We start from the raw sequence: 19487 nt of genomic DNA on the forward strand, positions 1-19487 counted from the left end.
CACTAATGTGATGACTAAAATTCGAGCATATACTGCATACGCTAAAAGCTCTTGAAAAACGTTAGAGATGCCCTTTAGTGTTAAGAAAAAAGGAAAATGGACGCATGCTAAAACTAAACAGAAAGTTTTTTTTCATGGCCTTAATGATGTTGTTTGCAGGTTGCGATAACGATACTTTGAGGTGTAAACCCATCATTGCGGCTTACCCAACGTGGCCGATTGTAGACTTTTCCATTGAGGATATTCGCTGGGATTATTTTACCCACCTTGGAGTTGTTGCGATTTACCCTTTGGCCGACGGTACGCTAAACACTCAGGATGCCGATAGCGTATTACCGGCATTGCTCGCGGCAGCTAAAAAAAATAATAAAAAAATCATTATCTCTATTGGTGGTAGCGGCGAAGCGGGAAAAGGTTTTTTAGCGTTAACAAAAAGCGCGCAAACCCAGCAAATATTTGTTCGTAGGGTTGTTGAATATGTACAGCGTTACGACTTAGCCGGCGTGGATATTGATTGGGAATATTGGACTTATCAAAATGTGTTGGGCAAGGGCGGCAACGACCCAGATGAAAGCCGCCGTTTAGTGAATTTACTCAAGGCATTACGCACGGATCTGCCTGCCGATAAATTACTGACCGTAGATATTTTTGTAGGTGATTGGGTCGGGCAGCAGTATTTACCGGAGATCGAGCAATATGTGGATTATATCAATGTTATGGCTTACGACTTTACCGGTGCTTGGCCAGAATCCCCCGTGGGCCATCATGCTGATTTTTCCACCTTTAAACGTGCGTTAGCTTTTACACGTTCACAAGGCTTTAATCCCGAAAAGCTACTTGTAGGGCTACCAACTTACGGTATTGAGTTTCATGAGAGTGGTAATAAAGCGATTAAGCACTAACCATTTCGCGATATTCTTAAGGGCACCTCTAAAAATAGTAATTTTTGTGTGAGAGCAAGGAAGCACCGCCAGGAGAGCCGCAGTTTACGTGGTGTAAATGAGGACTCGAGGACGGAGCTGACGCCGCTATCGCGGAAAAAGTGCATTTTTAGAGATGCCCTTAAGCGGTTATCGCAAGCTAATGGTAAAAGTGATGTACTTAAGCGCGGACGTGATCAAGACCTTTATTTTGAAACGCCTTCACTTATTGCTAAAAAAGCTCAGTTAATACAGCAAGGCGATTACGCTGGCGCTATGGTCTTTGAGTTAACAGGCGACAGCCTAGATCCGCAAACCAGCTTGTTGCGGCGCGTACATCAAAGGCTACAAGCCGTAGGGTGCCAAAGCTAGTAGTCCTCTGCCAGCTGTACGCGATGTGCTTGCATTTTCTATTGTGTTACATGTAATATCGGTGCAGCACTTTACTAATGGGTGCCTCCATCACTAAGGATTGAGTTATGAATATTATTCTTGATTATGTTTTAACGTTTCAATTTGCCTTTTTTGTTTTCATTATTGTTGTTCTTAAATCATCGATTAAATTTGTGCCACAAAATCGTGCTTGGATTGTAGAGCGCTTTGGTAAGTATCAATCCACCAAAGAAGCTGGGCTTAATTTTATTTTCCCTTTTATTGATAAGATCGCCGCCGATCGCTCACTGAAAGAGCAGGCCTACGATATTCCAAGCCAGGCGGCTATTACCAAAGATAATATTTCGTTGACGGTAGATGGCGTGTTGTATTTTCGTGTGCTTGACCCTTATAAAGCCACCTACGGCGTAGAAGACTATACCTTTGCGGTAACCCAGTTAGCCCAAACGACCATGCGCTCGGAGCTGGGTAAAATCGAGCTGGATAAAACCTTTGAAGACCGCGATGCGCTGAATGCTCAAATTGTATCGGCAATCAATTCTGCAGCAGAAACCTGGGGCGTTGCCGTGCTGCGTTACGAAATTAAAGATATTGTTCCACCTGCATCAATTATGGATGCAATGGAATCACAAATGCGCGCGGAGCGAGAACGACGCGCTAAAATTTTGGAATCAGAAGGTGAGCGACAGGCAGCGATTAATATCGCCGAAGGTGAAAAGCAATCCCGTGTGTTAGCGGCTGAAGCGGAACGTACCGAGCAGGTTTTTGCCGCTCAAGGTGAAGCCGAAGCCATTAAAGCTGTCGCCGATGCGCAAGCACAAGCGCTTAAAGTCGTTGGTGATGCAGCAGCAACAGACGAAGGGCAGAAAGCCGTACAGCTTGATTTGGCGACCAAAGCTATTGAAGCCAAGCGTGCCATTGCAAAAGAATCGAGCGTGGTATTACTACCCGATGGCAGTACTGAAGCTTCGGCGCTTGTGGCGCAAGCGACCAGTATTATTAATGCCTTAAATGCAGGAGGAAAGGCGTGATGGAATCGCTGGCGCATTACATTCCCCAGCTAATGATTACGGCCGGTATTATCATACTGGCCATCGAGGTGGCCGTATTGGGGTTTGCGACCTTTATATTATTTTTCTTAGGTCTTTCGCTGATTATTACCGGTGCCATTTGTTGGGTAGGGCTAATGCCGGCAACTTGGCCTGTGATTCTCCTAGCAAATGCTATTTTAACTACAGTACTTGCGGGTGTTTTATGGCGCCCTCTATTACGCATGCAAAGCCATACCGATGATAAGCGTGTAAAAAGTGATTTTGAAGGGCACATTTTCGTGACATCGGAAACGGTCAATAAAAGCGGCTCTGCGCTTTACACCTATTCTGGTATACAGTGGAAGTTAAAAAGTGATATCGAAATAGCGGCAGGATGCGAAGTCGAGGTTATTAAGGCTGAAGTTGGTGTGCTATGGGTGAAGGCTGTTTGAGTCTTCTTTAGTTTTTACAGGTTAATATAGGTTGCTTTGAGGCACCTCTAAAAATAGTAATTTTTTTGTGAGAGCAAAGAAGCACCGCCCGGAGAGCCGCAGTTTACGTGGTGTAAATGAGGACTCGAGGACGGAGCTGATGCCGCTATCGCGGAAAAAGTGCATTTTTAGAGATGCCCCTTAGGCGGTTTTCTCGCCCAGCAGTAGAAACCTTTATTGATATCGAGCGCCCCAATACCTGTGATAAACAGCCCGAGCAGGGGTATAGGTCGATAGGGTGTTTTTACGCAGCCATATCGCAAGGGATAAAAACATTGTGTGATGATAGCGTGTTTGAGCAAGCGCGTAAAACGCGGGGGCATTGCCAAATATCGGGGGAGGAATACTACGGTGGTGCTGGCAAATTGTTTGCTGTAACAGATAAAGCATCGGCGCTTAAAGCCATCGAAGAAATTGTGCACCAAGGCGAAGGCGTTTCTGAGAATATTTTAAATGAAACGGTTTGTGAGCATGCAGATAAAACGCTGGAACCGGAGTCTATTGATGATGGTGATACGTTAGCTGATGGTTGGAAAATGTATTCCCATTATGTGCGTTTTCGTGAGATCCAATTTGGACGCCGTTACTTGCCGACACAAAAAATTACCGACACTCCAGCAGGGGATATTATTCCTATCGACTGGAGCGAGGTTTACCCCACTGTTACCAATCCGCAAGCGGCAGATTACAAAGGTACTGATATCGAGCCTGCAGTGGATAATTTTAATGGGACTTATACGCAACTAATCGATAATATCTATGCGGCGTTTAACGGCGAAAAAAGTGATGTTGCACAAAGTGAACCAGCCGGTATGCGCAAAGCTGTAACAGTGATGTGGGAATTAAAATATCAAGCTATTGCACTAATGAAAACACCATCGCCATTAGCAATGCATCAAGGCGAAACGGTTGGCGCGCCGTTCGAGTATTTACGCTAAAAACAAGTTTGCTAAAAACAGCTTTAAAACCCTTCTACTACTAACCGGCGGCAGTTTGGCTGTCGCCGGTTAGCTACCAATTGCCACAGGGTCTACGCGCTGTTATTTTAGCGCCCCATTAGTACAATATTTCGGTTTAAAATCCGTTGTAGGGTTTGTCTCTTGAATATTTCGTGTGGAACGTGTGTGCGCTGTGTTTTTCTAGCTGCGGTTTTCGTTAATCATCGGTGTCTTAATGTTACAGAAATCTAGCGTATGGCTTTGGCTGCGTAAAGCCTTGTTGCAAGGTGGCGCGTTTGTGCTGGTGTTTTTAGTGCTATCAGTGGCTTTGGACGAATGGCGCGGTAGGGCGTTGCCATTAGCAAGCATCCCTAAAACTGTTTACTTTGATGTTGAGGGTAACAGTGTTGATCTTTTAGCTTTGTCTCGCGAAGGGCTTGTGGTTGTGTATTTTTGGGCCACATGGTGTGGGCCTTGTAAAGTAACTTCGCCGTCCATAAAACAGCTGGCCAAGCATTACCCTGTGGTCACTATAGCGATGGCGTCGGGTGGGGATGATAAATTGAAACGCTATTTTTCTAATGCCGCGCCAAGTTTGGTGATGGTTAACGATAATAGCCAAACCATTGCAAAGCAGTGGGGTGTGCAGGTTACACCCACAGTATTATTTGTGAAAAATGGCGCTATCGCGGGCCACACGATCGGTGCTAGCGGTTACCCTGGGTTGCGTCTGCGGGCATGGTGGGCAAAAAATTAAAGCTAGAAGCCGCGCTAGAGAGCCGAAAAGATGCGTATTCCCTTAGTGCGCATGGTGAGTAATAAAAATGTGTAGTCCTTGCAGGATGCCCAAAAGTGCTTGGCATTTTCCGGCTGGGAAGCGCATACGCATATGAGCCAAAGTAACAGGTATATCTAAGCCTTGACAAAGCATTAGCTGTGACTTAAATGTGATATGATATATCATATCTGATGTAGGCCAGATATCTAATAAGTTGTAGTCAATTGGGCGCCTTTAGTCGGTGAGAGAAATATGAAAGCTTTCGAAAATAAACCAAGTGATATCGGGGAAAGTGGTGTTGCCCGGTTACCCGTCACCGTTCTGTCTGGGTTTCTCGGAGCCGGCAAAACAACGGTACTTAATCAAATACTCAACAACCGAGATAATCGCCGGGTGGCTGTCATTGTTAATGACATGAGCGAAGTAAACATAGATGCGGCGACGGTAAAAAATGAAGTCGCGCTAAATCGCAGCGAAGAAAAGCTGGTGGAAATGAGCAACGGCTGTATTTGCTGCACGCTTCGTGAGGACTTGTTAATTGAGGTTAGGAAACTCGCGGAAGAAGGGCGCTTTGATTATTTGGTGATTGAATCGACGGGTATCAGCGAACCTTTACCCGTGGCAGAAACCTTTACCTTTGCTGATGAGCAGGGTCAGAGTTTGGGCGAGGTGGCGCAATTGGATACCATGGTGACGGTGGTTGATGCCGCTAATTTTTTGGTCGACTTTAACAAAGCAGACTATTTGCAGGACGGAGACGAGCACCTTGGTGATGATGACGAACGCACTGTTGCCGATCTGTTGGTCGACCAAATTGAGTTTGCCGATGTCATTTTGGTCAGTAAAACTGACTTGGTGACGCCGGCGCATACGCAGAAAGTCATGGCTGTACTTCGCACGCTGAATACTGATGCAACCGTATTACCAATTAGTGAAGGCAAGATTGAATTAGGCGAGGTGCTGGGCACTGGAAAATTCAGTTTTGAAAAAGCGCAACAATCGCCAGGATGGCTTAAGGAAATGCGAGGCGAGCATGTGCCAGAAACCGAAGAATACGGTATTAGTAGCTTTGTATATCGCGCACGTAGCCCCTTTCATCCTCAAAAATTCTTTGATTTTTTGCACAGTAAAAACCTAGAAGGAAAATTGATTCGCTCTAAAGGGTATTTTTGGTTGGCAACTCGTCCGGAGTTTGCCGGTCAATGGAATCAGGCCGGTGGTATTGCCCGTTATGGTTTTGCCGGTATGTTTTGGAAAGCCATACCAAAAGATCGCTGGCCAGATGATCCAGACTACCTTAGTTCTATCGAAAAAAATTGGGTGGAGCCATTTGGTGATATGCGCCAGGAATTGGTATTTATTGGGCAAGGCCTCAATCAACAACACATCATTCAAAGGCTCGACCAATGCCTTTTAACTGATGACGAGGTGCTAGCCGGTAAGGAATACTGGCTAACACTGGCGGACCCGTTCCCCCAGTGGCAAGAAGAAGCTATGGAAGAGCAGTCCAATAATGAACATTCTGTCGCTTAATATTAATCGGAGTTTTATAACATGAGTGCAGCACATTCCATAGCGTCAGACATGCACCCCAGCGCATTAGCGGATATCTATCAACCTGAAGTCACGATTGCAATTTGGCAGCGCCAGTTAAGCGACAGCATAAATCGCTATGCCGAGCACCTTATGGCTGTGTCGCCACACTGGCAAACGCGATTTATTCAACAACCAGGTAATGTTGCAAAACAGTTAGAAACGGAGCTTCCACTATCGGGCCATCGACAGGTATTTATTGATGATCTTGTGCAGGTCGTGGACATGTTTAGTTGTTTATTCGAGTTGGATCACGTTGGGTTTCGCATGGCGGTATTAAGTAAAGCCATGTGCCCAAGGTTTCATGTGGATCGCGTACCTTGCCGTTTGATCTGCACTTACGCTGGCGCAAGCACCGAATGGCTTCCGCCCGAACACGTAGAGCGCTTAGATAACGGCGGCATAAACCCGCGACCAGAAGCCGCAGCTAAAACGCTCGGGCTTGGCGATGTAGCATTATTAAAAGGCGAGGCTTGGGAAGGCAACGAAGGGCGCGGGTTGGTGCATCGCTCTCCAGCGGCGAGCGACTCAGCGCCACGCTTGGTACTGACACTGGACTTTGCTTAAATTAGCTTCCACTAATCCTCACTTGAAAGTGGGGTATAAACGGCTAACGAATAAATTCTTATCCATCTGCCCTATATCATTCCTGCCAATGTTATCACCGAAAATCTTGTATTGGGGCAGCTTTAAAAATGCTCTTTTTCTGCGATAGCGGCTTACAGGTTTTTGCTCCTCTACATAGTGTTACCTCGGTAACTGCTCCCTGCGTTATTCTAATCAGCCACTTCCCTGTGGTATTAATGCCGCTCCCCTCAAATGCCTGCTTGGGGTGGGGAACTTAGTGAACAGCAAATTAAGGATGTTGTGGAGTATGTACATAGCTTGAGGTACTAGCTGCCTAGTTTCGTGTACCTAGAGCTGAATAAAAATTAAAGGCCCTCTAGGTTTCCCCTAAAAATACATTTTCCTCGCGATAGCTACTTACAGGTTTTCGCTCCTCTATAATGGCTCCTCGACTTTGGTTTACTCCACGGCGAGCTGCGCCGTTCTAATAGGGTGCGTTCTTGTACTGATGCAAAACCTATATTCGGTCCACCCATGGACATTTGTTTCGTTCTCGACTAAAACGCCTGAAGCGTTTTGGTTTGCCGCAGGGCAATCCGTCGGGTTGAAGCCAAGGGGTGCTTCAATAAACCCTTACAAATCGGAGGATCAACTTGCACAGCTAGGGCTTAGCGCCTACCCGGTGCTCCAGCTGCATACCCGTTGGGTCAAAGGTTAGAATGGCGACCAAGGAAAACAGCCGTTGCGACGTCTAACCGATAACCTTCACATTACACCTTCTAATAAGGTCGGCCTTATGGTGGAAGATAAACTGATTCGTGCGGCACAAAGTGGCAATGCTAAAGCGTTTTCGGCGTTGTTGTCGCTTGTGTACGACGTAATTTACCGCTTTGCCTTTAAGTGGGCGGGCAATAAACATAACGCTGAGGATATTACTCAGCAGGCCTGCATTAAGCTTGCGAAAGTGATTAAGCAATTTCGATTTGAATCGGCTTTTACTACCTGGCTATACCGGCTGGTATTAAATTGTGCAAACGACTGGGGGCGCGCGGAAAAACGGCATTGTTCATCGCAAGGTAGCTCTGGAGTAATACCGCCCGAGCAGCCGGATTCTGGTGGTGCGACACAAGCATCTACGGAGCTTGCCAGCGTGTTAAAACAGGTTGATTCAATGGGGCGAGGGTTTAAAGACACCTTGTTGTTGGTATTGGCCGAGGGTATGACTCATGCGGAAGCGGCGAGTATCCTAGAAATTAAAGAAAGCACGGTGTCTTGGCGCATGCATGAAATTCGCAAGCAATTAAAAATTATCGACGAAGCGACGGGGGCATCATCATGAAAGAATCAGAGCTTATTGCTTTGTTACAGTCAGAAAATCCCGATATAGACCCTAAAGCGAAAGCCAATACGCTTGCGGCGGCCATGGCTGAATTTGAATCTTCGACGGCCGTTCAAGCGGAGCATAAAAAAACTGAAAATATTTTCCAAGGATTTTTAAAGCGCTTGCGTCCTACGCGTACACATAGTCAAAAACGCGAGGCAAGCTTGATGAAAACGTTCACTAAAAATTGGTTGTTAGGTGGTTTAGGTTCAACAGCGGCGGTGGTTACGGCCTTTATGCTTATTGGGCCGTCAACGCTAAAAGCGCCAGATGGCGAAGTGCATGAGCCGGCGGACTTAGCCGCAACAGGCGAAAAGCTACCCCGGCCATTGCCTGCCAAAGAAGCAGCTATTGAAGAGGTAATTGTTACAGGTGTCCGCCAGACACTATCAGAATCGAGAGCGATTAAGCGCGAGGCCAGTGGGGTGGTAGATGCAATATCGGCAGAGGATGCGGGTGTTGTGCCTAGCACCGCCAATGCGTCTGCATTAATGCGAACTAAGGAGTCCGCTAAGCTGGCGGCCGCGCCGCAACGCCTAGCTAAAAGCAAACCTGTGGCAGATTTCGCCAGTATGCCGGTAGAAGCGGAACATCGCGACCAGTTTAAAACGGTTGAATCCAATAGCGTAAAAAAAGTGACTGAGCACCCTGTGTCGACATTTTCGATCGATGTTGATACGGCTTCGTACAGTTTTGTTCGGCGCAGCTTAAATGGTGGGCACATGCCGCAGATGGCAGCCGTACGTACCGAGGAAATGCTCAATTATTTTGATTACAGCTACCCCCAGGCAGAAAGCAAAGCGCAGCCCTTTAAGCCAACAGTTGTGATTGCCGATGCGCCTTGGTCTAAACCCGGTGAAAATAAAAAACTGCTGCATATTGGCATTAAAGGCTACGATATTGTCGCTGGTGAACAGCCAGATAGTAATATCGTGTTTTTGCTGGATGTGTCTGGCTCTATGAATAGTGACGACAAGCTGCCATTGGTAAAACAGTCAATGCATTTACTCTTAGAGCAGCTAAAGCCAACAGATACTGTTGCAATAGCGGTTTATGCCGGTGCAGCGGGTACGGTACTAGAACCAACGGCAGTAAAGGAAAAGGGCAAAATATTAGAGGCTTTAAACCGTTTAAGCGCCGGTGGCGGTACAGCGGGGGCGCAAGGTATTGAGCTTGCTTATGCGTTGGCAGAGCGCAACTTTAAGCAAAATGCAGTTAACCGAATTATTTTAGCCACCGATGGTGATTTTAATGTCGGTATTTCCCAGCCCGATACGCTAAAAGGCTTTGTAGAGCGCAAGCGTGAAAAGGGAATATTTCTGTCGGTATTGGGTTTTGGCCGAGGTAATTATAATGACCACTTAATGCAAGAGTTGGCGCAAAACGGCAACGGCGTAGCGGCCTACATCGATACCCTTAGTGAAGCGCAAAAAGTGTTGGTACATGAAGCCACCTCGTCATTATTTCCCATCGCTAAAGATGTAAAAATTCAGTTGGAATTTAACCCCGATAAAGTCAGTGAGTATCGATTGCTAGGTTACGAAACGCGCGCCTTAAAACGTGAAGATTTTAACAATGATAAAGTTGATGCTGGCGATATTGGTGCCGGCCACACGGTTACGGCGATTTATGAATTTGTGCCTGCTGAATCCGCGCATCAACAAATCGATAGCTTGCGCTATGCATCACAGCGTGCGGTTAGAAAAACGAATGCGAGTGAGTATGGGTTTTTAAAATTGCGCTACAAACTGCCAGAAGAAAACACCTCTAAGCTTATTGAGCAGGCCATTACCAGCGATGCGCAAAACCCGAATGAACAGCTCATGCTTGATGTAAATTTTGCGATGGCGGTAGCGGGCTTTGCTGAATTGCTTAAGGGTGGGCAATATCAAGGGGATTGGAGCTTTCAGCACGCGTTGGAATTGGCGCAGGCCAATAAAGGCGCGGACTTATTCGGTTACCGCACCGAGTTTGTACAGCTAGTGCGTAAAGCGATGATGGCCAAAGCGATGTAAGCTGCGCAGTTAAGAGCTTGTACTTCCTGTGGGGCGATCTATAAGATCGCCTTTTTGCCGCCATAATTTGAGTCTTCACAAAATGAAATCATGCAACCAATGTGGTAAGTGCTGCATAAAATATAGTGATGGTGGGTTATCCGCTTCTGCGAGCGAGATTGAAATGTGGGAGCTATTTAAACCAGAAATTTTCGCCTTTGTACGCAATGGTCAAATCTGGGTAGACCCAGAAACGGGCATGCCTTTGCAGCGATGTCCATTTTTGGTGTTGGAGTCTAATCAGCCCAAATACACCTGCAGCATTTACGACGATCGCCCGGAAGACTGCCGGCACTATCCAACCCATATCGATGAGATGGTGAGGGATGAATGTGAGATGATCGAATTAATCGACTTGGAAAAGCCCAGCGAGGCGCAAGCCAAGCTTGATAAAATGATGGCCGATAGTCGTCCTTCTTATTCTTCTTGATTGGATTATTACAATGACATCAACAATTGAAAAAATACACGGCACCGGGAATCCGACACATGCCATTATTTGGTTGCACGGCCTAGGTGCGACAGCCGATGACTTTGTGCCTGTCCTCCCTTATTTGAAGCTCGCGCAGGTACCTACGGTACGTTTGGTGTTCCCGCAAGCGCCAGATAGGCCCATTACGGTTAATGGCGGTTATGTAATGCCGGGTTGGTACGATATTAAAGGCAGCGATATTAGTGACAAAGAAGATTTGCCCGGCATCTCCGAGTCACAAAAAACGTTAGAAGCGCTTATAGAGCAACAAATAGCTAAAGGCATTGCGAGTGAAAATATCATTATTGCCGGGTTTTCGCAGGGCGGGGCAGTCGCGTATTACACGGGGATACGTCTAAAGCACAAGGTGGCGGGAATTTTGGCGCTTTCAACTTACTTGCCGTTTGCCCAGAATGCACAGGCGCAGCACACGGGTATTAACTTAAAGACGCCCGTAATGGCCATGCACGGGCGCGCTGATGCGGTTGTGCCTTACGGTATGGGTAAAGCCAGTGCCGATGAAATGACCAAGCTCGGTTACCCTTTGCAATGGCAGGACTATGCCATGGAGCACAGTGTAATACCTGAGCAGTTAGTGGACATTGGGCGGTGGATTAATAGTGTATTTGCCGAGTCTAAATAGGAGTTTGTATTTGTCATTTTGGCTCAGCTCTATAAAGCCGAGCATTTCGGTATTTCTCGCTTGAGTAAATTCTGCCAACCCGCTAAAGTGCGCACCGGAGTCAGCCAGGCAATCGCTTCTGCTTAGCAGGGGAGGAAAGTCCGGGCTCCATAGGGCAGAACGCCAGGTAACGCCTGGGGGGCGCGAGCCTACGGAAAGTGCAGCAGAAAGTGTACCGCCTAAGCGCGCAAGCGCCGGTAAGGTTGAAAAGGTGCGGTAAGAGCGCACCGCGTGACTGGCAACAGTTCACGGCGATGGTAAACCCCGTTCGGAGCAAGACCAAATAGGAACCCGTATGGCGTGGCCCGCGTTGGGTTCGGGTAGGTTGCTTGAGGTGTGTGGCGACACATATCCCAGATGAATGATTGTCCACGACAGAACCCGGCTTACCGGCTGACTCCCTCTAATTTGCTCGTGGCAGTGATTTCCTACCCTTTAACTACTGATCTCGTTCAGCCCTTTATAGCTAGCGGCTATTTCAAAAAAACTCGATAACCTCTATTTGTTCTTTTTCTTAAAGTTCTTTCTTAAGAGTTGCTTGTAACGCCTTGCTTTAGCTTAACTAACTACCCCCTTTATTAACATGAACGTCCTTTATTGTGCACGTATCAGGCATTAATAAGCTGCCATCTGTCCAACTTTGATGCCACCTTGCTTGACTTTACTTTGATCGCACATATAGTGTGCATAAGTGGTTAAATGTGGTTAATTGTGGTTTTTAGTGGCTCAATCGCTACTCTTGGTGGGGAATCGTGTTTCAGGGCAGTCATAACATTAATATGGACGCTAAAGGGCGCCTAGCGATTCCGGCTAAACACCGGGATCTGCTCGCGACTGTTAGTGAGTCGCGTATTGTTATGACGGCCCATACCCAAGATCGCTGCGTATTACTGTACCCAGAAACTGAATGGCAAGCCATTTTACCGAAGATCGAAGCATTACCGACCTTTAATCGTGCAGCTCTACGGGCGCAGCGGTTATTGATTGGCTATGCGACCACCTTGGAACTCGATGGTAATGGCCGTGTATTAGTGCCGCCGACATTGCGCGATTACGGCAATCTTGGCAAAAAGCTGATGTTAGTTGGCTTGGGCAAAAAGTTTGAACTCTGGAACGAAGACGATTGGCTGCAAACTGTAGCTGCCACCGAAGATGACGAAATGCCAGCAGAAATGCTGTCGCTTTCTTTATAACTCTAACTTAGCGACGTTATGACAGCACAAGCGCATTATTCAGTATTACTCGCAGAGTCCGTTTCCTCATTGGTTGGCAATGAGGGCGGCGTGTACATTGATGGCACCTTTGGAAGAGGCGGCCACAGCCGAGCCATTCTGCAAAGCTTGTCCGAGCAAGCTCAGTTAATAGCCTTTGATAAAGACCCAGAAGCGATTGCAGTGGGCAATGCTTTGCATGCAGAGGACACGCGTTTTTCTATTGTTCACGATTCGTTTGCCAGTATGCAGCAGGTGGCTGAGGAGTGTGGTTTAGTTGGGCAGGTAGATGGCATTCTTTTGGACTTGGGGGTGTCTTCTCCGCAGTTAGATAAAGCCGAGCGGGGCTTTAGCTTTATTAAAGATGGTCCATTAGATATGCGAATGGATACTAGCAAAGGGCAAAGTGCTGCCGATTTTGTCAATCGCGCCAAAGAAGAAGAAATTGCACGGGTTATGAAAGAGTACGGCGAGGAGCGCTTTTCGCGCCGTATTGCCGGCGCTATTGTACGCCGCCGCGCCGAGAAACCCTTCGAGCGTACGCTGGATTTGGCTGATGTAATTACGAAGGCTAACCCGCGTTGGGAACGCGATAAAAACCCTGCAACGCGAGGGTTTCAGGGTATCCGTATTCATGTTAATGGTGAACTGGATGACCTCAGTGCCGCATTGCCGGCCGCTTTAAATATTTTGCGTCCAGGTGGGCGTTTAGTTGTTATTAGTTTCCATAGCCTTGAAGACCGTATTGTGAAGCGCTTTTTTAAAGAGGGTGCGAAAGGAAAAGCTTTGCCGGCTAACCTGCCAATTCCTGATATAGAGCTTGAGAAAACGCTGCGCATTATTACTAAGCCCATTAAAGCGACCTCTGAAGAATTGGGTGAAAACATTCGTTCACGCAGTGCCATTATGCGCATTGCCGAAAAGCTGCCCGCGAAGGATCACGAATAATGGTCATTTCAAAATCTAAATTATCGTTGGTTGGTATTTTGTGGGTCGGTGTTGTGGTATCGGCCATTTCTGTGGTTTATATCACGTTTGATGTGCGGCGCCATACCCAAGCCCTCGCGGTGTTAAATAATCAAACCCAAACCTTGCAGGTGGAAACTGGACAGCTATTACTAGAGAAAAGTGCCTTAGCGTCTTATGCGCGGGTAGAAAAAATTGCCACGCAAGAATTGAGTATGCGGGTACCTACAGGGCATGAAGTTGTGGTGGTAGAAACACGATGAGCCGCATAGCTGCCCATTGGCGATTTGCCGCAATTTGCTTAATCATTGCAGTGTTACCCGCTGCATTGGTTTGGCATTTGTCTTATTTGCAGGTGATGCCTGGGCAAGAAAAGGGGCACGATTTTCTTCAGGCGCAAGGGCAAGCGCGGACATTGCGCGAGCAAAAAATTAATGCTTATCGCGGCGTTATTTCTGATCGCAATGGCGAGTTGCTTGCGGTTAGTACGCCTGTTATATCGATAGCGGTAAACCCGCAAGTCATTTCGCCGCAAGGCGTTACAGATTTAGCTCGGGCACTTAACCTTTCTATAAATGACCTCAATAAAAAGTTACAACACTACGCTAACAAACAATTTATGTATGTTGCTAGGCAATTACCCCCTCATGAGGCGTCGCCAGCAACGTCGTTGAATATTCGCGGTGTTATTGCAGAGCGTGAATATCAGCGCTTTTATCCCGCGGGCGAGGTGGCTGCGCATGTTGTTGGTTTTACCGATATTGATGATCAAGGCCAAGAGGGTATGGAGCTGGCTCTGGATGACTATTTAGCCGGTACGGCTGGTGTTCAGCGAGTGATCAAAGATTTAAAAGGGAATATCGTTAAAGATCTAGGAATTATTCAAGCGGCTAGCCCCGGTGGTGATGTGCAGCTGAGCATAGACTTGCGCTTGCAATATTTAGCTTACAGAGAGCTAAAAAGCGCAATGGCTAGCCAAAAAGCAAAGTCTGGCTCGATTGTAATGCTGGATGTTGAAAGCGGTGAAATACTAGCGATGGTCAATCAACCGTCGTACAACCCTAATGACCGCAAAAAAATTAATGCTTCTGAAACACGCAATCGCGCAATGACAGATGTGATTGAACCTGGCTCAACGGTTAAGCCGTTTACTGTTATGGCTGCACTGGAGACAGGCCGTTATACGCCAGATTCCACAATTAATACCAACCCAGGCTATGTTCGCGTAGGGCGAAAAACATTTTTAGACCCTAAAAATTATGGCGAAATTGACTTGGGTACAGTAATTCAAAAATCCAGTCAGGTTGGTATTAGTAAGCTCGCGCTAGATCTTCCGCAAGATGTGGTGCGCAATATGTTTTCGCGTTTAGGGTTCGGCCAAAGTACCGGTACAGGGTTCCCTGGCGAAAGCTTGGGTGTTTTACCTAATCGACGAAAGTGGCACCCCATAGAAACCGCCACTTTAGCTTTTGGTTATGGTCTTTCTGTTACACCGCTACAGTTGGCGCAATCGTATGTAACAGTTGCAAATTCAGGGCAATCGCGTCCGGTTTCACTACTTAAACAAGACGAGCTACCACCTGCGACGCAAGTGGTCGATGCTAAAATTGCTGACCAAATAGCGGTTATGTTAAAGCGGGTAACCGAGCGTGGTGGTACGGCAACACGCGCGCAAACAAGTGCTTACCTCACCGCGGGCAAAACCGGCACCGCCCACAAGGTGGGTAAACACGGTTATGCCGACGATAAGTATGTAGCGACTTTTGCTGGCATGGCGCCGGCAGATAACCCTAAGGTGGTGACAGTTGTTGTTATTAATGAACCCAGTAGCGGGCATTATTATGGCGGTGAAGCGGCGGCACCTGTGTTTGCAAGCGTTACAGATAGTTCGTTACGGTTATTAAATATTCCTCCCAATAATAGCCAGCAAACTATTGGCGCAAGGGTGGCGCGGCGATGAATGTGATAACGCTTGCCCAGCTTTTGCCTCAGCTGACATTGCCATCAAAAATCGCCAACCTTCCCGTTGGTGATTTGCGTTTAGATACTCGTTTGCTTAAAAGCGGTGATGTTTTTATTTGTATTGGTGGCGAAGCTTTTATTGCAGATGCGGTAAATGCAAACGCTATTGCGATTTTAATCGAGGGCGACGAAGGTATTGCGGTTGCAAAGAATAGCGATACCGCAATTATTAAAGTACCCAACCTAGCCGCAATTCTTCCTGAGCTTGCACACAAAAGATATTTCACATCGGCGCTGGCAATGCCCGCAATCGTTGGCGTTACTGGCACAAACGGTAAAAGCACACTGGTTTCTTTGATTGCTCAGCTTTTTCAAAAGGCGGGCCCAGTAAAGCCTGCGGGTGTGCCTAAAACAGCGACGGTGGGCACCTTGGGGGTTGGAATTCTTGGTGAACCGCTTGTTGAAACAGGAATGACCACGCCCGATGTTTTTAGTAATTACAAAACCCTCGCCGAATTTTCGTCAGCCGGCGTCGACTGCGTTGCCATGGAGGTTTCCTCCCATGGTTTAAGTCAAGGGCGCGTTACAGGCTTGCCGATTACGACGGCTGTTTTTACCAACCTCACGCAAGACCATCTCGATTACCATGGCGATTTAACAAGCTACGCGAAAGCAAAACAAAAACTTTTTGCTATGCCTTCTGTGCAGTATGCCATTGTGAATGCGGACGATGAACAAGCTCAACTAATGGCCAGTGCGCAGCCATCTGCAGCGGTGATTCGCTATGGTATTCATAACGGAGAGGTGTTAGCAGAAAATATTTATACGCGCCAAACGGGCACGGCTTTTACGTTGCGTTCGCCTTGGGGTAATACTGAGGTGATATCGCCTTTTTATGGTGTCTTTAATGTTTATAACCTTCTAGCAGCAATTGCTGCGGTAATGGTGCAAGGTGCAGATTTTAAACAGGTTGTCCAAGCGATACCTGCGTTAACCTCTATTACGGGCCGCATGCAACAATTGACGCCTGTCGGGGGGGTTCAAGTGGTTGTTGATTTTGCTCACACTCCAGATGGCTTAGAGCAAGCGTTAATCGCATTAAAAGCGCATACGGTTGGCAGAATTTGGGTGGTGTTTGGTTGTGGCGGCAACAGAGATAAGCAAAAGCGCGCTTTGATGGGCGCTATAGCGGAAGATCTTGCGGATGAATTGGTTTTAACCAGTGATAACCCCAGAAACGAAAACCCCGATAGCATCCTAAATGATATTGCTGCAGGTTGTAAAAAGGCGGCACGCATTATTGTTGATCGAAAAGAAGCCATTGAATATAGCATTACTAATGCGGCGGCGGGTGACTGCATCCTTATTGCTGGTAAAGGTCACGAGACCTACCAAATAGTTAAGGAGAAAAAAATTCCTTTTTCCGATATTTCCATTGCGGAGCAAGCGTTAGCGCAAAAGCATGCTGTAAATTTCTCGTCGTCAGCTTCACTGGAGCAAGGGGGGCGTCAATGAGGCTTTCTCAGTGTGTAACGCTAACCGATGGCGAGTTGGTGGGAGAAGATTGTGAATTCTCTGCCATTACGACAGATACACGAAACATAAAAAATGCTGATCTTTTTGTTGCCTTACGAGGTGAAAATTTTGATGGCCACTCCTTTGTTTTGCAGGCGCAACAAAGTGGCGCAGCTGCAGTAGTGGTTGAGCACCGTGTAGAGGGTTGTACGCTGGCCCAGTTAATTGTGAAAGATACAACATTGGCGCTAGGGTCAATTGCAAATGGCATTCGTCAAAAATATAAAGGCCCTTTGGTTGCTATTACTGGTAGCTGTGGCAAAACCTCTGTTAAAGGATTAACAAAAAGCATATTTGAGCAAGCCGGTAAAACGCTAGCAACCCAAGGCAACTTTAATAATCACATTGGTGTTCCTTTAACGCTTAACGGTCTTACCGCGGAGCATGACTTTGCTGTTATTGAAATGGGTACCAGTGGGAAAAACGAAATAGCTTACTTGGCAAACTTAGCCGAGCCATCTATTGCGTTGGTTAACAATATTCGCGCGGCACATATCGGTGGTTTCGGTAGTATTGATGCGATCGCGCAGGAAAAAGGTACTATTTATACGGCTTTAGAGCATAGCCACATTAAACATCGCGTTACAGGTACTGCTGTAATTAATTTAGATGATGCCTTTTCGAGCCAGTATATCAAGCAGACCGAGCACTTGAAGCAACTGGGGTTCAGTGCCGGCAAGAGTGATGTCAGCAATTTCTCATTTCCGTGTTTATCGGCAAAAAATATTTCAATTAACGCTGAGGGTTTCCCTGCTTTTGTTATGCATTATCAAAGCGAAAAAGTACCGGTTGCATTAAATGTGTTAGGGCTACATTTTGTTAATAATGCGCTGGCAGCCAGTGCTTGCGCGATTGCTGCAGGGCTTTCTTTGGGTGTTATCGCAAGCGGGTTACAGCAGTACCAAGGCGACAACGGAAGAATGCAGCGTCTGGATTCTGTTGTTCGTGGCCAAAAAGCGGTGATTATTCACGATGCTTACAATGCAAACCCAGGCTCAGTAAGAGCGGCTATCGACTTTTTGGCTGCGCAGTCAACGCCAATTCGTTTATTGGTATTAGGTTATATGGGCGAGCTGGGCGAGGGCGAAACCATTGAACATACTTCGGTTGGTTTATATGCGCAGGAAATGGGCGTAACGCATTTGTTGGCCATTGGCAACTTACCGCGTTTGGCTGCAGAGGCTTTTGGTAATGGGGCGATTGCTGTAGCCAACACTATGGAAGCCGCAGAAATTATTGCCCCGTATTTACATCAAGATGCAACGATTTTACTTAAGGGTTCGCACACTGCAGCCGTTGATGATGTGCTTCCAATTCTTTCAAAAACAGGTAAGGGGCTTAGCCCATGTTAGTTTGGTTGGCTGAATTATTGCAGCCGCACTATAGTGCTTTGGATGTCTTCCGTTATTTAACATTACGAGCCATTTTGGGTGTGTTAACGGCGTTGGGTATGTGTTTATTTTTAGGCCCTGTGTTTATCCGCAAATTAGTAGAGCTACAAATTGGTCAAGCGGTTCGTACGGACGGTCCGCAAAGCCACCTAAGCAAGCAGGGCACACCGACCATGGGTGGTGCTCTCATTTTATTTGCCATTGGAACAAGCGTTTTACTGTGGTCTGATTTAAGTAACCGTTTTGTTTGGGCGGTTATGTTCATTATGTTTGCTTACGGCGCTATTGGTTGGGTAGATGATTACCGCAAAGTGGTAGAAAAAAATTCAAAAGGATTACCTGCAAAGTGGAAATATTTTTGGCAATCAACAGCAGGCTTTGCCGTTGCTGTCTTTTTATATAGTACGGCACAGGCACCGGCAGAAACGCAGTTATTTATTCCTTTCTTTAAGAATATAGCGCTCGATTTAGGTCCGTTGTATTTGTTGCTTGTGTATTTTGTTGTTGTGGGAAGCTCTAATGCAGTAAACCTTACTGATGGCCTTGATGGACTCGCTATTATGCCGACTGTCATGGTCGGGGCGGCACTGGGCATTATTGCTTACCTCGTGGGTAATGCAAAGTTTGCAGCTTACCTTCACATCCCTTATATCGCAGGTACTGGCGAGCTGGTTGTTTTTTGTGCGGCGCTTGCCGGTGCCGGTTTAGGCTTTTTATGGTTTAACACTTACCCTGCTCAAGTGTTTATGGGTGATGTTGGTGCTTTGGCTCTTGGCGGCGCGCTGGGTGTTGTGGCGGTAATTGTTCGTCATGAAATTGTATTTTTTGTCATGTCTGGTGTGTTTGTGATGGAGACGGTGTCTGTGATTTTGCAGGTCGCAAGCTTCAAGCTGACTGGGCGGCGTATTTTCCGCATGGCACCACTGCACCATCATTTTGAACTTAAAGGTTGGCCAGAGCCTCGCGTGATTGTGCGTTTTTGGATTGTAACCGTGATGCTAGTACTTTTTGGTTTAGCTACGTTAAAACTGCGCTAGTGCAGCTTTAACGTTACTTGTATTAATTTTGGTATTTAAAGAGAT

19 protein-coding genes and 1 other RNA gene are annotated in these 19487 nt (G+C 46.8%); all 20 read left to right on the top strand.

The genetic code is table 11. From position 1 onward, the window contains the following. Positions 1–104 precede the first annotated feature (104 nt). The 20 genes from MARGE09_RS10420 (at position 105) to mraY (ending at position 19442) form a co-directional block, all read left to right on the top strand. Positions 105–902 carry a glycosyl hydrolase family 18 protein gene (locus MARGE09_RS10420; protein WP_236987269.1) on the top strand — a complete coding sequence of 266 codons (798 nt, stop codon included), beginning with the start codon at positions 105–107 and terminating at the stop codon, positions 900–902. Between the two features lie 48 nt (positions 903–950). After that, the gene (locus MARGE09_RS10425) at positions 951–1292 is read left to right on the top strand and encodes a hypothetical protein (RefSeq protein ID WP_236987270.1); all 342 of its coding nucleotides are present in this window, start codon (positions 951–953) and stop codon (positions 1290–1292) included. Between the two features lie 107 nt (positions 1293–1399). Continuing rightward, positions 1400–2344: an SPFH domain-containing protein gene (locus MARGE09_RS10430; protein WP_236987271.1), complete on the top strand. Its 945-nt coding sequence runs from the start codon at positions 1400–1402 to the stop codon at positions 2342–2344. Continuing rightward, positions 2341–2796, top strand: a complete 456-nt coding sequence (locus MARGE09_RS10435) for an NfeD family protein (protein ID WP_476703464.1) — start codon at positions 2341–2343, stop codon at positions 2794–2796. Before MARGE09_RS10430 ends, MARGE09_RS10435 begins: the two co-directional genes overlap by 4 nt. Before the next feature lie 173 nt (positions 2797–2969). Further along, positions 2970–3773 carry a ferritin-like protein gene (locus MARGE09_RS10440; RefSeq protein ID WP_236987272.1) on the top strand — a complete coding sequence of 268 codons (804 nt, stop codon included), beginning with the start codon at positions 2970–2972 and terminating at the stop codon, positions 3771–3773. 235 nt (positions 3774–4008) lie between these two features. Then, positions 4009–4530, top strand: a complete 522-nt coding sequence (locus MARGE09_RS10445; RefSeq protein WP_236987273.1) for a thioredoxin domain-containing protein — start codon at positions 4009–4011, stop codon at positions 4528–4530. Positions 4531–4803: 273 nt separating this feature from the next. Then, complete coding sequence (zigA, locus tag MARGE09_RS10450; protein WP_236987274.1) at positions 4804–6084, top strand: zinc metallochaperone GTPase ZigA; 1281 nt, start codon at positions 4804–4806, stop codon at positions 6082–6084. A 21-nt stretch (positions 6085–6105) separates the two neighbouring features. After that, positions 6106–6711: a DUF1826 domain-containing protein gene (locus tag MARGE09_RS10455; protein WP_236987275.1), complete on the top strand. Its 606-nt coding sequence runs from the start codon at positions 6106–6108 to the stop codon at positions 6709–6711. A 796-nt stretch (positions 6712–7507) separates the two neighbouring features. Next, the gene (locus MARGE09_RS10460; RefSeq protein ID WP_236987276.1) at positions 7508–8050 is read left to right on the top strand and encodes an RNA polymerase sigma factor; all 543 of its coding nucleotides are present in this window, start codon (positions 7508–7510) and stop codon (positions 8048–8050) included. Next, positions 8047–10107, top strand: a complete 2061-nt coding sequence (locus tag MARGE09_RS10465; protein WP_236987277.1) for a vWA domain-containing protein — start codon at positions 8047–8049, stop codon at positions 10105–10107. Before MARGE09_RS10460 ends, MARGE09_RS10465 begins: the two co-directional genes overlap by 4 nt. A gap of 82 nt (positions 10108–10189) precedes the next feature. Then, positions 10190–10576: a YkgJ family cysteine cluster protein gene (locus MARGE09_RS10470; RefSeq protein ID WP_236987278.1), complete on the top strand. Its 387-nt coding sequence runs from the start codon at positions 10190–10192 to the stop codon at positions 10574–10576. A gap of 13 nt (positions 10577–10589) precedes the next feature. After that, positions 10590–11261: an alpha/beta hydrolase gene (locus MARGE09_RS10475; protein WP_236987279.1), complete on the top strand. Its 672-nt coding sequence runs from the start codon at positions 10590–10592 to the stop codon at positions 11259–11261. Between the two features lie 96 nt (positions 11262–11357). Beyond that, positions 11358–11705, top strand: an RNA gene (gene rnpB, locus MARGE09_RS10480) — RNase P RNA component class A. A gap of 347 nt (positions 11706–12052) precedes the next feature. After that, complete coding sequence (gene mraZ, locus MARGE09_RS10485; RefSeq protein ID WP_236987280.1) at positions 12053–12493, top strand: division/cell wall cluster transcriptional repressor MraZ; 441 nt, start codon at positions 12053–12055, stop codon at positions 12491–12493. Between the two features lie 18 nt (positions 12494–12511). Continuing rightward, positions 12512–13459, top strand: a complete 948-nt coding sequence (gene rsmH / locus MARGE09_RS10490) for a 16S rRNA (cytosine(1402)-N(4))-methyltransferase RsmH (protein ID WP_236987281.1) — start codon at positions 12512–12514, stop codon at positions 13457–13459. Then, positions 13459–13740 carry a cell division protein FtsL gene (ftsL, locus tag MARGE09_RS10495; RefSeq protein ID WP_236987282.1) on the top strand — a complete coding sequence of 94 codons (282 nt, stop codon included), beginning with the start codon at positions 13459–13461 and terminating at the stop codon, positions 13738–13740. The genes rsmH and ftsL overlap by 1 nt, the downstream gene beginning before the upstream one ends. Next, a complete protein-coding gene (locus MARGE09_RS10500; RefSeq protein WP_236987283.1) occupies positions 13737–15437 on the top strand; it encodes a peptidoglycan D,D-transpeptidase FtsI family protein in 1701 nt (566 codons plus the stop codon). Before ftsL ends, MARGE09_RS10500 begins: the two co-directional genes overlap by 4 nt. Continuing rightward, positions 15434–16954 carry a UDP-N-acetylmuramoyl-L-alanyl-D-glutamate--2,6-diaminopimelate ligase gene (locus MARGE09_RS10505; RefSeq protein WP_236987284.1) on the top strand — a complete coding sequence of 507 codons (1521 nt, stop codon included), beginning with the start codon at positions 15434–15436 and terminating at the stop codon, positions 16952–16954. The genes MARGE09_RS10500 and MARGE09_RS10505 overlap by 4 nt, the downstream gene beginning before the upstream one ends. After that, entirely contained in the window at positions 16951–18366 is a 1416-nt protein-coding gene (locus MARGE09_RS10510) for a UDP-N-acetylmuramoyl-tripeptide--D-alanyl-D-alanine ligase (protein ID WP_236987285.1), read from the top strand. Before MARGE09_RS10505 ends, MARGE09_RS10510 begins: the two co-directional genes overlap by 4 nt. Beyond that, positions 18360–19442: a phospho-N-acetylmuramoyl-pentapeptide-transferase gene (gene mraY, locus MARGE09_RS10515; RefSeq protein WP_236987286.1), complete on the top strand. Its 1083-nt coding sequence runs from the start codon at positions 18360–18362 to the stop codon at positions 19440–19442. Before MARGE09_RS10510 ends, mraY begins: the two co-directional genes overlap by 7 nt. Positions 19443–19487 lie beyond the last annotated feature (45 nt).

The organism is Marinagarivorans cellulosilyticus, from assembly GCF_021655555.1.
Classification (GTDB): Bacteria; Pseudomonadota; Gammaproteobacteria; order Pseudomonadales; family Cellvibrionaceae; genus Marinagarivorans; species Marinagarivorans cellulosilyticus.

What these genes read in the sequence shown, in the direction of transcription:
- MARGE09_RS10420 (WP_236987269.1), top strand. Translation starts at nt 105, where the DNA reads ATGCTAAAACTAAACAGAAAGTTTTTTTTCATGGCCTTAATGATGTTG.
- MARGE09_RS10430 (WP_236987271.1), top strand. Translation starts at nt 1,400, where the DNA reads ATGAATATTATTCTTGATTATGTTTTAACGTTTCAATTTGCCTTTTTT.
- MARGE09_RS10440 (WP_236987272.1), top strand. Translation starts at nt 2,970, where the DNA reads ATGCCCCTTAGGCGGTTTTCTCGCCCAGCAGTAGAAACCTTTATTGAT.
- MARGE09_RS10445 (WP_236987273.1), top strand. Translation starts at nt 4,009, where the DNA reads ATGTTACAGAAATCTAGCGTATGGCTTTGGCTGCGTAAAGCCTTGTTG.
- zigA (WP_236987274.1), top strand. Translation starts at nt 4,804, where the DNA reads ATGAAAGCTTTCGAAAATAAACCAAGTGATATCGGGGAAAGTGGTGTT.
- MARGE09_RS10455 (WP_236987275.1), top strand. Translation starts at nt 6,106, where the DNA reads ATGAGTGCAGCACATTCCATAGCGTCAGACATGCACCCCAGCGCATTA.
- MARGE09_RS10460 (WP_236987276.1), top strand. Translation starts at nt 7,508, where the DNA reads ATGGTGGAAGATAAACTGATTCGTGCGGCACAAAGTGGCAATGCTAAA.
- MARGE09_RS10465 (WP_236987277.1), top strand. Translation starts at nt 8,047, where the DNA reads ATGAAAGAATCAGAGCTTATTGCTTTGTTACAGTCAGAAAATCCCGAT.
- MARGE09_RS10470 (WP_236987278.1), top strand. Translation starts at nt 10,190, where the DNA reads ATGAAATCATGCAACCAATGTGGTAAGTGCTGCATAAAATATAGTGAT.
- MARGE09_RS10475 (WP_236987279.1), top strand. Translation starts at nt 10,590, where the DNA reads ATGACATCAACAATTGAAAAAATACACGGCACCGGGAATCCGACACAT.
- rsmH (WP_236987281.1), top strand. Translation starts at nt 12,512, where the DNA reads ATGACAGCACAAGCGCATTATTCAGTATTACTCGCAGAGTCCGTTTCC.
- ftsL (WP_236987282.1), top strand. Translation starts at nt 13,459, where the DNA reads ATGGTCATTTCAAAATCTAAATTATCGTTGGTTGGTATTTTGTGGGTC.
- MARGE09_RS10500 (WP_236987283.1), top strand. Translation starts at nt 13,737, where the DNA reads ATGAGCCGCATAGCTGCCCATTGGCGATTTGCCGCAATTTGCTTAATC.
- MARGE09_RS10505 (WP_236987284.1), top strand. Translation starts at nt 15,434, where the DNA reads ATGAATGTGATAACGCTTGCCCAGCTTTTGCCTCAGCTGACATTGCCA.
- MARGE09_RS10510 (WP_236987285.1), top strand. Translation starts at nt 16,951, where the DNA reads ATGAGGCTTTCTCAGTGTGTAACGCTAACCGATGGCGAGTTGGTGGGA.
- mraY (WP_236987286.1), top strand. Translation starts at nt 18,360, where the DNA reads ATGTTAGTTTGGTTGGCTGAATTATTGCAGCCGCACTATAGTGCTTTG.